18 protein-coding genes are annotated in these 11787 nt (G+C 70.7%); 3 read left to right on the forward strand and 15 right to left on the reverse strand.

Annotation, left to right across the window (positions count from 1 at the left end; all coding sequences use genetic code 11):
- Nucleotides 1–34: 34 nt before the first annotated feature.
- Nucleotides 35–1171, reverse strand: coding sequence for a pentapeptide repeat-containing protein (locus Q5530_RS05495; RefSeq protein WP_415361093.1), 1137 nt, complete (start codon nucleotides 1169–1171; stop codon nucleotides 35–37).
- Nucleotides 1172–1430: 259 nt separating this feature from the next.
- Between Q5530_RS05495 and Q5530_RS05500 the strand changes: the two genes are divergently transcribed.
- Nucleotides 1431–2381 (forward strand): hypothetical protein, encoded by a 951-nt coding sequence (locus Q5530_RS05500; RefSeq protein ID WP_415361094.1) that lies wholly within the window; start codon nucleotides 1431–1433, stop codon nucleotides 2379–2381.
- Nucleotides 2382–2402: 21 nt separating this feature from the next.
- Here Q5530_RS05500 and Q5530_RS05505 read toward each other — a convergent pair whose 3' ends face one another.
- The 4 genes from Q5530_RS05505 to Q5530_RS05520 form a co-directional block, all read right to left on the reverse strand.
- Nucleotides 2403–2600 carry a hypothetical protein gene (locus Q5530_RS05505; protein ID WP_415361095.1) on the reverse strand — a complete coding sequence of 66 codons (198 nt, stop codon included), beginning with the start codon at nucleotides 2598–2600 and terminating at the stop codon, nucleotides 2403–2405.
- 76 nt (nucleotides 2601–2676) lie between these two features.
- On the reverse strand, nucleotides 2677–3513 hold the full coding sequence (locus tag Q5530_RS05510) for a helix-turn-helix domain-containing protein (protein ID WP_415361096.1): 837 nt from the start codon (nucleotides 3511–3513) through the stop codon (nucleotides 2677–2679).
- On the reverse strand, nucleotides 3510–4031 hold the full coding sequence (locus Q5530_RS05515) for a DUF6879 family protein (protein WP_415361097.1): 522 nt from the start codon (nucleotides 4029–4031) through the stop codon (nucleotides 3510–3512). The genes Q5530_RS05510 and Q5530_RS05515 overlap by 4 nt, the downstream gene beginning before the upstream one ends.
- On the reverse strand, nucleotides 4028–4237 hold the full coding sequence (locus tag Q5530_RS05520) for a hypothetical protein (RefSeq protein WP_415361098.1): 210 nt from the start codon (nucleotides 4235–4237) through the stop codon (nucleotides 4028–4030). The genes Q5530_RS05515 and Q5530_RS05520 overlap by 4 nt, the downstream gene beginning before the upstream one ends.
- Before the next feature lie 190 nt (nucleotides 4238–4427).
- Between Q5530_RS05520 and Q5530_RS05525 the strand changes: the two genes are divergently transcribed.
- Nucleotides 4428–4775 (forward strand): hypothetical protein, encoded by a 348-nt coding sequence (locus Q5530_RS05525; protein WP_415361099.1) that lies wholly within the window; start codon nucleotides 4428–4430, stop codon nucleotides 4773–4775.
- Nucleotides 4776–4859: 84 nt separating this feature from the next.
- Here Q5530_RS05525 and Q5530_RS05530 read toward each other — a convergent pair whose 3' ends face one another.
- From Q5530_RS05530 to Q5530_RS05540, 3 genes are all read right to left on the reverse strand, one after another.
- On the reverse strand, nucleotides 4860–5108 hold the full coding sequence (locus Q5530_RS05530) for a hypothetical protein (RefSeq protein WP_415361100.1): 249 nt from the start codon (nucleotides 5106–5108) through the stop codon (nucleotides 4860–4862).
- A 144-nt stretch (nucleotides 5109–5252) separates the two neighbouring features.
- A complete protein-coding gene (locus tag Q5530_RS05535; protein WP_415361101.1) occupies nucleotides 5253–5690 on the reverse strand; it encodes a GNAT family N-acetyltransferase in 438 nt (145 codons plus the stop codon).
- A gap of 259 nt (nucleotides 5691–5949) precedes the next feature.
- Nucleotides 5950–6672, reverse strand: coding sequence for a DUF3800 domain-containing protein (locus Q5530_RS05540; RefSeq protein WP_415361102.1), 723 nt, complete (start codon nucleotides 6670–6672; stop codon nucleotides 5950–5952).
- Between the two features lie 533 nt (nucleotides 6673–7205).
- Here Q5530_RS05540 and Q5530_RS05545 point away from each other — a divergent pair.
- Nucleotides 7206–8006, forward strand: a complete 801-nt coding sequence (locus Q5530_RS05545; protein ID WP_415361103.1) for a hypothetical protein — start codon at nucleotides 7206–7208, stop codon at nucleotides 8004–8006.
- A 63-nt stretch (nucleotides 8007–8069) separates the two neighbouring features.
- Here the strand turns inward: Q5530_RS05545 and Q5530_RS05550 are convergent, their stop codons facing one another.
- The 7 genes from Q5530_RS05550 to Q5530_RS05580 all read right to left on the reverse strand — a co-directional run bounded on the left by Q5530_RS05550 (nucleotide 8070) and on the right by Q5530_RS05580 (nucleotide 11537).
- The gene (locus Q5530_RS05550) at nucleotides 8070–9017 is read right to left on the reverse strand and encodes a recombinase family protein (protein WP_415361104.1); all 948 of its coding nucleotides are present in this window, start codon (nucleotides 9015–9017) and stop codon (nucleotides 8070–8072) included.
- 9 nt (nucleotides 9018–9026) lie between these two features.
- Entirely contained in the window at nucleotides 9027–9221 is a 195-nt protein-coding gene (locus Q5530_RS05555) for a hypothetical protein (protein WP_415361105.1), read from the reverse strand.
- Nucleotides 9218–10000: an HK97 family phage prohead protease gene (locus Q5530_RS05560; protein WP_415361106.1), complete on the reverse strand. Its 783-nt coding sequence runs from the start codon at nucleotides 9998–10000 to the stop codon at nucleotides 9218–9220. The genes Q5530_RS05555 and Q5530_RS05560 overlap by 4 nt, the downstream gene beginning before the upstream one ends.
- A complete protein-coding gene (locus Q5530_RS05565) occupies nucleotides 10000–10521 on the reverse strand; it encodes a hypothetical protein (RefSeq protein WP_415361107.1) in 522 nt (173 codons plus the stop codon). The genes Q5530_RS05560 and Q5530_RS05565 overlap by 1 nt, the downstream gene beginning before the upstream one ends.
- Entirely contained in the window at nucleotides 10508–10666 is a 159-nt protein-coding gene (locus tag Q5530_RS05570; RefSeq protein WP_415361108.1) for a hypothetical protein, read from the reverse strand. Before Q5530_RS05570 ends, Q5530_RS05565 begins: the two co-directional genes overlap by 14 nt.
- Entirely contained in the window at nucleotides 10663–11181 is a 519-nt protein-coding gene (locus Q5530_RS05575; protein ID WP_415361109.1) for a helix-turn-helix transcriptional regulator, read from the reverse strand. The genes Q5530_RS05570 and Q5530_RS05575 overlap by 4 nt, the downstream gene beginning before the upstream one ends.
- 119 nt (nucleotides 11182–11300) lie before the next feature.
- Nucleotides 11301–11537 carry a hypothetical protein gene (locus Q5530_RS05580; protein ID WP_415361110.1) on the reverse strand — a complete coding sequence of 79 codons (237 nt, stop codon included), beginning with the start codon at nucleotides 11535–11537 and terminating at the stop codon, nucleotides 11301–11303.
- Between the last annotated feature and the right edge of the window lie 250 nt (nucleotides 11538–11787).

Raw genomic sequence — 11787 nt, forward strand, 5'->3', positions numbered from 1 at the left:
GTCACGAAAGAAGCGTTGACATCAGAAGTGGCGGTCAGCTCGTCTGAGTCACCGACGGCAGGGGAACGAGTTGGTGCCAGGTACCGTCTCGCCCCTTGATGGGACCGTGCTCGTCTCTAAGACCCCATCCGGCTGGCCAAACCGAGTGGTCGGGTGTCAAATGGGCGCTAAAAGAGCCGTCGAAACTCACACCTTGAACAAAGGTTGCATCGTCAAAAACGGCGTACCCACCGAAATCTACTCCCTCAAATCTGGCCCGCCTGCCGAACGTTGTAAGGGTAAATCCGGCGAGCCCGGCAAATATCGATCCGACGAACTCCACATGCTCGGCGAGCAGCTGGGCCTCGGCGAACGTAGCCCCAACAAACTCGGCGTCCCCCTCGAATGCCGCCTCAGCAAATAGTGCGATCCTGCCGAAATTCACCCGACTGAACCGGGTATATCCAATGAACCTTGCCCTGAGAAAGTTGGCATCGCGGAGTTCGGAGCGCGCAAGGTCGAAGTCGATAAGGGTGGCTCCGATGAGATTGAGGTCAATGTCAGGCCAGAAAGTCGCGACCCTGCGCGCAGCGGTTCCGATGTATAGGTGGTCGGCGAGTATGCGCTGGGCGGTGAGCCGAACCTCGCGCTCCTGCACCCGCTTCTCGTAGCGGGCACGGATCTGCTCGTCGGCGTCCTCGGCGGGCGGATCACCGGGCAACGTGTACGGCATCCGCAGGTACGCGCAGAGCACGTTGACCACGGTCTGTCGCTGGTGCGGATTGTCTTGGGCCAGCCGCTCCAGGGCGTAGAGCCCGGCCAGCCGGACCGGGGCTTTCTCGGACCCAAGCTGCTCGGAGGCTTTGGTGTACAGCTCCGTGATGCGTTGAGCCTCGGCGTGCACATGCGCGTCAGTAGCGACCCGCTCGGCGTGCAGTCGGTTGGTCTCGGCGACCTGCTCGGCGTGAACCTGCACCCGGTCGCGCTGAGTCAGCTCGGCGTGCCGGGCGTCCAACTCCATCTCCTGTGTGCGCTGCCGGCGGGCGGCGAGGTAGAGCGCGAACAGCCCGCCGCCGCCCACGACGATCGACGCGGCCAGCTTCAGCGCGTCGAGCTGCGCGGTCGCCCGCTTCTCCGCGTCGGCCAGTGCGAGGCCGTCGATCCAACGCCACAGCACCACCAGCGCGGCCACGGTGGCGGCTGACACGAGCACTGCGACCAGCGGGACCGGCCACCGCGGCAAGCGGGGCCGGGGCTTCGTGTTCTCGGGGACGGGCGGGGTGGGGCGGGGTAACGGGGCGGGGTGCTCGTCGGTCACGTCGGCATCATCGCCATGTCGTGGCTCGTCGTTCCACCCGCCCGGTTGTCGTGCGGCCCGTCGTGTCGGAGGTGCGCGTACCCTCTCTCCACCAATGACGCGCCGGGTCGACTCGGTGAGGCAAGGGGGCAGGGTGGACTTCGGAGATGTTCCCGCATGGGTCGCGGCCGTCGTGGCGCTCGGTTCGATGGTGGTCGCGGTGGTCGCCGCCGTGTTCTCCAGTCGGCAGGTCACAGCGGCGAAGACACAGGCGGCTGCGGCACTTCAACAGGCCGACGAGGCGAAGAAGGCCCGCGAGGCCGCGGAGGCGGGCGTCGAGCAGGCTCAGCGCAGCGCGAAGGCAGCCGAGGAGAGCGCCGCTGAGGCCCGGAAAGCGAACGAGTTCATGCGGGAGAAGGACGCACGCGAGCAAACCGAACGCGACGAGACCGCCGTGGCCGAAGCGAGCACCGTCCGAGGCGCGCTCACGAACATGGGCGGCGTGGCCTTGAAGGTGACCAACGACGGCACCAAGCCGGTGTACGACCTTGAGTTGGAGTCTGTGGAGGCCGTAGGGAACCCGACCTTCACATGGCGGTTCCGCCCGACCGTGGGAACGCAGAGGGCGGTGCGGGAAACGCTGACGGCGGGCGGCTCCCACACGTACTACATCGACTTCACCGACGAGGACGGCGCAGAGCACCGTGCGCCAGGCGAGGGCTACCACTTCACCATCAGCTTCACCGACGCAAGCGGCCAACGGTGGCGTCGGGTCAACAGCGGCACCCCCGTGCGGGTGACCGCCGAGGAGACGTCCGAAGCGACATCTCGTGACGCCGTGACGCCCGTGGCCGCATCCCCTTCGGACGAAGGTCTCCACCTTCTCGTGCTGAGGGCTCTCTACGAACGTCTCCAGGACAGGCGGCCGGTCAACGTCAAGACACTGCCCGACGAACTGGGTCTGAAGGACCACCACGTCCAGCAGGCGCTGCGATCACTGCATGAAGACGGCATGATCGAAGTGCTGACCGGTGATGACCTGATTGTGTCGGTGCCCAGGCTCACCAGGCAGGGCGGTCTTGCGCTTCTACAGAATCGGCGGTGAGCTCGCACCAGTCATCGAGCTTCACGGTGCCCACGGGTAGCCGGCCACGTCCTCGTCGAACGCCGCGTTCAGCTCCGCATCCGTGATCTTCTCGTCGGGCCGCAACGCGCTGTCCCCGCCCAGCCCGGCCGCGTTCAGCACGGCCCACACGGCATGGGCCACGGCCGCGTACTCGCGGCTGGTCACGTCGGCGGGCAACAGAACTTCGAGTCGTCGCACGTCTTCAGCGTGGCCGTGGACCGTTGGCCAAGCGATCCCCTGATGGAGCGGCGTTCGCGGTCGATGGGACCACCGGTCACAGCGGGCCGGACGCGAGCCGCGCGAGCAGAGCGCGGGCGTCGTCGCCTTCCACCGCGACGGGCCACAGCCGGTCCGTGATCCGGTTGTAGGTGGCCACCTGGTCCGGGTCCACGATCCGCAGCTCCGAAGTCATCGTGTCCACCAGCACCTGATCGCCGACGATCGCGAAGCCGTGGGCGAGCACGAACGGCAGCCGCCGGCCGGACGGCAGGACGCCCAGCCGCACGCCGGGCAGGCCGATCACGGCCATGAGCCGGTCGAGCTGCGCCGCCGTCTCGGCGGACGTGCACACCGGATGCAGCAGCGCCGCCTCCGCGATCAGGATCTCGATGTCGCGGCCCGGCTCGTACAGCACTTGCTGGCGCTGCATCCGGGCCAGCACCGCCTCGTCCAGGTCGCGCTCGACGTCGTACAGCTCGGCCTGGCCGGCGAAGATCGCGCGGGCGTAGTCGGGCGTCTGCACCAGGCCCGGCACGGCCATCACGTCCACGGCGCGGATGCGCGCCGCGGAGCGTTCCAGCGAGCCGATCTCGTTCTGCCGCGCCCGGTGGCCGGAGCGGAGCTGACGCCGCCAGCCGGCCTGCTCCACCCGCAGCTCCGCCAGCTCGGCGAGCAGCGCGGCCGTCTCCTCCTCGGACAGGCCGACCACGGCGGCCCACGCCGTCACGTCCTCGTCGGTGGCGGTCTGGCGGCCCGTCTCCAGCTTCGACACCTTCGGCTGCCCCGCGCCCAGGGCGGCGGCGAAGTCGCGGCCGGTCATGCCGGAGCGGGCGCGCAAAGCGCGCAGCTTGTCGCCGAACGCCTCGCGCCGCTCCTGGAACGTCACCGTCACCTCGTCGTCGTGAACTCCCGCGCCGCGTTCCACGTGACGTCCCGCAGCGCCCGGTACCCGGCCACGAGGTCGGGTGCCGTGATGATCTCAGCTCCGGCGAACGCGCCGCCGTCGAACCTCATCACGGCCGCCGTCGCGCCGTCGAACAGCCAGAAGTCGCCGCCCCCGCGCACGCCCAGGCCCGCGGCGGCGTCGCGGTCGAGCACGCGCAGCTCCTCGCCCGCCGGGACGTTGCGCCGCGCCGCCAGGTCCTGGACGAACCGCTGGTAGTCGGTCGGCGGGTCGTCCAGCACCCGCACGCGGCGCAGCGTCCGGCCGGTCCGCCGCAGCTCCCGCAGCAGGTCGAGGTAGCCGACCATCCACGCGTCGTCCGGCGGCTCGCCCGCCAGGAACCGGCGCACCGCGTCCCGCTCGTGCGGCTCCCGGTAGACGGGCAGGGTCTCCAGCCGGAACGCCGAGTCCGCGAAGCCGTGGAACAGCTCCGCGAACCCGGCGCGGTCGACGGGGCGGCCGGTCACGCGCCCGGCTGCGGCGCGAACGCCAGCAGCTCCTTGGGGATCTCCACGACCGTCTCCCCCTCGGGCAGGCCGCGTTCCCGGATGGTCGCCAGCGCCTCCGGGTCGGTCACCACGTAGCCCTGCACCAGGTAGGTGCCCCGGTCGGTCTCGTACAGGTTCGGGCACGTCGTGGTGCCGCTGGTGGTGCCCAGGTGGGTCAACTTCACGTCGTTCTCCTCGGATCGGTGCCGCGCTCGCCGATGCTCGCGCCCCGACGATCGAAAGCCACCGGACGCCCGCGAATCATCGCCCGATCGGGTGGCATCAGGATGGGAATATGCTCGTGATTCTTGTTTGATGCTCATCTCGCGCGCACAGTCGTGCCGTGAGGCCCGCCCCTGCGCAACAGGAGACGACGTGCTGACCCAAAACGAGTACCTGGCTTTCGGCGCACACCCGGAGCTGCGACGACTGGCGACCCTGCGCGACAGCGGCCCGTGGGTGTGGCTGCCGACGGCGCGGAACGGCGAGGTGGTGGAACTGCACGGCGTCCGCACGTGGACCGGCGGCTACGCCGACGCCGTCCGGGTCCGGACCGCGACGGACGCGGCGGCCGTGCGCACCGACGACACGGGCGGCCTGTTGTGGCAGCGCGAAGGCGGCCTGGCGGAGGTCGTGGACGCGCTGCTGGAACTGCCGCCGCCGGACGCGCCGACCGCGCCGCGCCTCGTGAAGGGCGTCGGGCCGGGACTGTGGACGCCGTAGGCCGTCCAGCCGGCCCACGGCAGCGGGCGAACCCGCCGCGGCCTCACCGGCCCGCCTTGTCCAGAGGCGGGCCGGTGTCGTTCGTCAGCCCTGCGGAACCGCAGCGAGGCACGCGTCGCAGTGCCGGAACCACGCGACGCCGAAGCGCTGATCACCCATCGGCTCGAAGGCGTGCCCGGTGGCCAGGTCGTGCGCGATCGTCCCGTTCTCGTCCAGGATGTGCATCGGCCCCTCCTGACGGAGTCCGGCCGCGTCCAGGTACACCTCGCGGCCCGCCTTCCAGCGTCGCGGGTCGGCGGTGTTGTCATCGGTCGGGTCGATGTAGTCGGTCATCTCTTACTCCTGCTGGTCGGGATCGGGGCCGCGTTCGACCCTTCACACCTTCCAGAAGCTCTCGCGCCAGCACGGACAGGCTGGATGCACGGCCAGCATTTCCGCGCCACTTCCCGCAGCGCGACGTCGGTGCACGACCACCGCTTACGCCGGGGCGGTCGCCTCCAGAACGGTCTCCAGGTCAGCGCCGTACCGGTCGTCGCCCCTCGTCGGGACCAGCGGACGCAGGCCGCAAGCTTCGAAGAACGCGACCCGCTCCGCCGTCGAAGTCGACGACCAGTCGACCATCAGGGCCATGTTGGTGCACCTCCTGCGACGCGCCTCCTGGGCGGTCTCGTGCATGAGCAGCCTGCCGATGCCCGACCGGCGTTCGGTGGGCAACACGGCGATCTGGTTCACCAGGCAGCGCGGCCCGGGAAGCCCGGCCAACTCGCCGAACCGCTCGTCGAACGGCTCCGGGCGGAAGTCGGCCCGAACCACCCCGACGGCGCGCCCGTCGGCGGTCTCCGCGAGGGCGACCGGATCGGTCAGCGGGCGGTGGATGAGCTTGAACTGCTCGACCTTCAGGCCGGCACCGTCCAAGACCTCCCAGATTCGTCGCCCCAGTTCGGGCTCGTCGTGGCGATCAGGCCACCGCACAGTGATCAACGCTGCTCCATTTGTTGGATCTTCACCTGAAATACCAGTGTTGACCTGCGGTTATAGGTGTGCAGAGGCGGGGGCACCCCCCGTGCCTCTACCCCTCGTCACCGGGGGTACGTAGCATGGAAGGTGCACGGATGGCCGTCTGCTGATGGAGACATTGGCACCTGCGTTGCGCAGCACAGCCGGTCGACGTGCCTCACAGGGCCGCCACCCACGGGTAGGCGGCCTTCGTGGTCTGGTCGGACGGGTGCAGCTTCAGCCCGTACGACAGCAGGTTGCCGTTGCGCCGGTAGAGCCGCGGTGCCACCTGCCGGAGGTAGCGGGTCTCGGTGTTGCCGAAGTCGTCGGCGTTGAACGCGGCCCCGGTCGCTGACGCGGCGAGGTCCGCGAGCTGCAACTCCTCCAGGCGCGACGGCTGGTCCATCTGCCCGCCGCGAGGGTCGAGCCACGGCCACTCGATGCTGCACCTCGGCTCCGCGCGCAGCTTCGCCTCGTAGGCGCGCAGCTTGGCGATCTTGAACCGCACGATGTGCGCCATCGTGTAGTTCAGCACCCTGCCGTTGCCCTTCGCCAGCCACGACAGCCGTTCGAGCAGGTACCGCAGCGTGTAGAGGTACGTCCGGTCGTCGTCGAGCGGGTCGCCGGTCAAGTGCGGCTTGCACACGACCACGCTCGACACGGTCAGCCAGTCGGCGGCACCGAGCGTCTGACTGACGTGCAGGCGCTGCGAGTGCGGCCTGATGTTCTTCCACGCCAGCGGGTTGCCGGGCTGCCGGTTCAAGTCGACGCGGAGCTTGGCGAGCATCGCGGGCACTTCGGGGAGGTCTTCGTCCCGCACGACGACGGCGGTCATGACGAAGTGGGCGCTCGACTTGGCGGAGCGGGCGCGCTGCCCCGACTCGTCGATGAAGGCGTGCATGAGTGGACGGGCGGCGACACCGCCCCCTACAGAACCCGCTCGCTGGATCACGTCGAGAACGTATGACTACGCCCCCCGCTTTGTCACCTCGGGGCCGTCGTCCCTGTGGACAACTCGAAAGTGGTCTACTTATGCCCTCTGAGCTGGGCAAACACGCAATATCGAGACTTTGCGGTCTAGTATAAAATGCACATGCGATGTGGATAACTCACGTTTCCCGTGAAACAGAAAAGTCACATGCTGAAATGAATTTGCGTCCGATGTAACGTTGTGTAATAGATTACCACGCAGAGTATCGTTTTGTCTGCATGTCTCCGCTGTCATCGTCTTCTTCGCCGGCTGAGACTTTCCCTTTCGTCTCGCGCAGCACGACGTTGCGCACGGCCATCGCCGACCACGTGGCGGCCCGGTGCGGCCGGTGCCCCTCGGAGTCCAGCGTGGCCGCGATCGGGCGATACGGGCTTCCAGTGCCCGTGAGAGTAGCCGGGCCGGGTCGGCGCATCATCCGCCTGACGGCCTGCTTAAATCGCCGAATGCCGTTAACCGAGCAGCCGCTGGCAGCGGGGGAGCCCTGGTACGCCTCGGGCACGTTCTGGGCGATTGCGGCTGTAGTGGTCGCGGTGGTGGCGATCGTGGTGGGGGCGTGGGCGGCGTTCCGCAGCGCCCGTCCCCGACGCGTTCTCTACGTGTGGGTCGACTCGGCGGTGCCGCTGATGAACACGGCACGAGGACTGCACGGTCGGCGGCTCGCGGTCACCCTCGACGACCAGGAGTTGACCGCGCCGTATGTGGTGGCGGCGGAGGTCGTCAGTCGGGGCGCGCTGGACATCGCCGCGTCCGCGTTCGGCGGACGCCCCCTGGAGTTGGAGTTCGGCGCGCCCGTACTGGGTCTACTGGAGTGGCAGGCAGACGCAGGTCGGGCGGCGGTCCGGCCGCCCGAGGTCGAGATCATCGGAACCGCGCTGCACCTGGGTCCCTCGTTGCTGACCCGGCGGCACCGACTTCGCTATACGGTGCTGCTCGACGGCAAACCGGACTTCTGCCCGGTTGGCGACCTAGTAGACGTCACGGTCCGACAGGAACGTGCCCCGCAGGCGCTGACGATAGTTCGCGTGGTGGCAGGACTGTCCAGCCTAGCCGCACTGATTGCCCTGCTTGTCTTGGCAAAGGTCAAGGGCGACGACTCTCCGTTGACCGGGGTAGTCGCCCTGTCCGTGTTGGCGCTGACGGCAATCGATCTTGCCGTGGGTGCCGTTATGCGCGCGCGGTACCTATCAACACGCCCACTGCGGCGTAACGCCGCGAATGGGCAACGACACCGTTCGGTCCGGTAGTGCTCTCAGGTCTCAGCTTTCGGCGGAGTGATCGGCCGGAGCTGACGACAGAGCCCCATAGCACTACCTGCTGGCCCGGCTCGCCGTGAACGTCACCCGCTCACCGACGAGATCAACCCGAGCAACACTCCAACCGGCGTCACGCCACGCACGGGCCTGCGTGTGCGTGCTGCCCGAATCGTTGCCCCACCACGACCGCCTCCGGTATGCGGAGGCCGGCAGTGGACCCACCAGCGCGGCGATCTCGGCGAAGGCCAGTTCGATCTCTGCGGTCTCGCGGTCCGCAGCGTCCCGCAGGTACCGGTTCAACGGGTTGTACTTGCCGTCCACCTTCTCCGCCTCCTGTCCGAGCAGCACCGCCTGAACCGAGCTGGTCGACCACGTCGCCTTGCCGCGCGCCGTGGGCACGCCGTCTGCGGTCAGTCCTTCGGCGATGACGCGCAGGCCCTTCCCCTCGGCACGCTCCCCCACGATCCGCTCCACGACCGCCGTGGGCAGCACCGACGGACGCCCCAGCCGGACCCCGGCGGCGCGCTTGGCGGCCAGGCCGTCACGGGTGCGCTGACTGATCAGCCTGCGCTCGTACTGGGCGGCCGACGCCAACATGTTCGAGACCAGCTCGCCGGACGCGGTCGAGGTGTCCACGCCCGTGTCCAGCAGCACCAGCCGCCACCCCTTGCGGCGGGAGCGGTCGAGCAGGCTCGCGAAGTCCGCGACGGAGCGGGACACCCGGTCGAGCTTCGCGGCGACCAGTGCGGCGGCCTCGCCCCGGTCGAGCCGGGCCAGCGCCTCAGTGAGCGCGGGCCGGTCGAGCGACTTCGCCGAGTACCCGGCGTCCACGACGAACTCGACGTCCCAGCCGTGGCGCAGGGCCTCGGCGGTGATCGCGGCGCGCTGGGCGTCCAGGCCCGCGCCGGAGTCGGCCTGCTCGGCGGTGGACACGCGGAGGTAGGCGAGCACCTTCGAGGTGTCGACGGTGGCGGTGGGGCGGGTCTTGCGCGGGGCGGTCACGACTCCACTTTACGGTAAACGGTCGTTTTCCGTAAATCTGGTGGGATCGACCCCGGCTGCCAACGCCTCCAAGGCGTCCATCGCGCCCTCCAAGTACGCCCGCTGCCCCGGCTCCGCCTCCAGCTCCCCCGCGTCGATCGACTCCAGCACCGCCCGCAACCGCTCCGCCGTCTCGGCCGCCACCTCCCGCATGTCCCCGGTCACGCCGTCCGTCCCCACGCGTGCCGACCGCAGTACAGCGAGCCCCCGGCCCGGCCGCCGTCGCGCGCCAGCACCCGCCCGCCGCACACCGCGCACGCCGCCGGGACCACGTCGCCGTCCGGGGTCATCACGCGCACGACCTCCCGGTCCGTCGCCTCCGCGTACAGCGCCCGCACGTCCTCCCGCACCGCCCGCGCCGCCGCCAGCTCGTCCCGCGTCAGCCGGGCACGGCCCGGCCGTGACGACGGCCCGCCGGCGCGCAGGCCCACGACCTTGACCTCCAGCGGCCCCGCCGGGCCGCCCTTCACCGACAGCAGCCGCGCGTACCGGTTCGCCGGGTGCAGCACCGGCCCGAACTCGAACAGGTCGAGGTCGTCGATGTGGCGGGTGCCGCCGACCTGCCGCGTCCGCTTCGCGTTGTACCCAATGGACCACGTCGACTCCTGCGGCCCGTAGAACTTCGCGTTGAGCAGCGCCGCCCGCCCGTCCGGCGTCTCGGTGTTGATCGCCGCACGCGCCCACAGCGCGCCCGCTCCCGCCGGCCACGGCCCGCCGTCGGCGGTCAGCCTCGGCAGCCGCGCGTCCCCCGGCAGCAGCTCCCGCACCTCCAGCACACGCCCGATCGGACGCTGCCAGTCGTGGCCCAAGCACACCTTGGGCCTGCGCTCCCGCAACGTCCGCGCGAACGCCCCCGGCGTGATCACGTCGCCCACGTCGTCCTTGACCCCGGTCACCGCCGCCAACACCTCGACCACGCCCGTGGCCGGCTCCGTCATCGTCATCACGCCCCCTGCCCGTGGTCGGCCGCCCCGGGCCGCTCGTAACCGGCCTGCCGGCGCACCGCCAGCACCGCCGCCCGCGCCGCCCCGCGCGTGGCCTCCGCCTCCCACGGCACGCCCAACTCCTCCGCGAACGCCCGCAGCGCGGCCACGATCAACGCGCCCGACGCCGCGTCGGCACGTCCCGCGCGGGCCTCCAGGTCGAGGCGCAGCATGTCCCGCGCCAACCTCTCCGCCGTGACGCGTTCGCGGTGCTCCAGGTCCGCGAGCTGCCGCGCGAACTCGCCCACCCGCACCGGCAGGCCCTCCGGCCCGACCGCCACCACCTCACCGACGACGCCGGCCAGGCCGTCGCGCTCGATCTGCTCGCGCAGCCGCTCCCCCAACCAGTCGGCGCGGGCCTGCGCGAGCCGCAGCAGGGCGGGCAGCGCCGTCAACGGGTCCACGCCCTGGTCACGGCCTTCCGGCACGCTCCGGGCCGTCGGGAACCGCCCGGAACCCGGCGCCAGGTCAACCAGCGTCACCACGCACCTCCTCCAGCTCCTCCAGCGCCTCGGACAGCGCCCGCCGTCCCGCCGCGTCCGGGTCGACGGCCGGTGCCCAGCGCGCCAGCTCGGCCACGTCGACCGCCCACACCGACGGCCCGTCCGGTCCCGCCGGGCCGGTCACGCCGCGCCCCGCACGGCCGGGCGACGCCGCGCCCACGGCTCCGGCGGCGGGGCCAGCGCCGCCAGCGCCTGCGCGAGGGCCAGGCCCCCGGCCGCGTCCGGCCGCTCCAGGCGGGCCGCCGCCTGCTCCCGCACCCGCCGCACGTGCGCCCGCAGCGGCTTACGGCGGGGCCTGCGCAGGCTCGACCCGGCGGCGCGCTCCAGGCGCAGCGCCAGCACCGTGCGGCTCACCGGGTCGGAGTCGGGCAGGAACGCGGCGGCCAGGCGGGCGCACACGCGCGCCGTCGGCCGGACGGTGCCGCCCTCCCAGCGCTGCACGGTCCGCGTGGACACGCCGAGCGCGGCAGCGAGCACGGGCTGACTCCAGCCGCGCGCCGCGCGCTCCGCCCAGACCGCCGCGCCGAACTCGGCGCGCAGCCGGGTGCGCTCGGCGGGCGGCACCGGACGGGGCGGCAACGTGTCGGGCCGCCGCCACGTGGGCGTCACCACGGGCGCGCGGGACGTGTCGTGATCCATACAGGCATGGTGCGCCCGACGCTTGGCCGGCGCGTCAAAAACACGCCGCACGCACGGACGGACATGTCCCCGGCGCACTCCGGACGGACGGCATGGTCAGTGCGCCGCAGCCGTCGCTTCTACTCCGGTCCACGTACCTGCCAGCCATCGGGGCCGATCCAGGTGATGCCGCTTCTCGGGTACCACCGGCCGGAGTTGCGGTAGTCGGGATGTGTCAGCCAGAGCCCATCGTCGTTGAGCAGCGCGATAACACCGTCTTGATGGGTGGTGCCCGCCGCGTACACCGTCACAAGGTCACCGGCCTTGAACGGGCCAGCCCATCCCTCGAAAGTCCTCGACTCCACCGGGTTGTCCACGAACCCCTCCAGCGTTGTGCACTGCATGGTGGTCCCACAGCACACCGGGGACCGCCGGCGAGGGTAGCGGGACGCCGATCCCGTCGAGAGCGACAACCGCGCACTACGGGACGCAGGGCAAGCCGCAGAACGCGGGGAAGGTCACCGCGGATTCCCGTCGGCGGGCCGGTGGGCGGCGCGGATCGGGGCTACGGCGGGTAGGGCCGGGTCGTGAAGTTGATCAAGGTGGGGGTGCGGGTAGGAGTGAAAT

This window comes from Saccharothrix sp. BKS2, from assembly GCF_047689505.1.
Classification (GTDB): domain Bacteria; phylum Actinomycetota; class Actinomycetes; order Mycobacteriales; family Pseudonocardiaceae; genus Actinosynnema; species Actinosynnema lopnurensis.

Coding starts and splice junctions, on each gene's coding strand:
- Q5530_RS05560 (WP_415361106.1), bottom strand. CDS start 10,000: ATGACGATGACGGAGCCGGCCACGGGCGTGGTCGAGGTGTTGGCGGCG.
- Q5530_RS05575 (WP_415361109.1), bottom strand. CDS start 11,181: ATGGATCACGACACGTCCCGCGCGCCCGTGGTGACGCCCACGTGGCGG.
- Q5530_RS05545 (WP_415361103.1), top strand. CDS start 7,206: ATGCCGTTAACCGAGCAGCCGCTGGCAGCGGGGGAGCCCTGGTACGCC.
- Q5530_RS05530 (WP_415361100.1), bottom strand. CDS start 5,108: ATGACCGACTACATCGACCCGACCGATGACAACACCGCCGACCCGCGA.
- Q5530_RS05540 (WP_415361102.1), bottom strand. CDS start 6,672: ATGCACGCCTTCATCGACGAGTCGGGGCAGCGCGCCCGCTCCGCCAAG.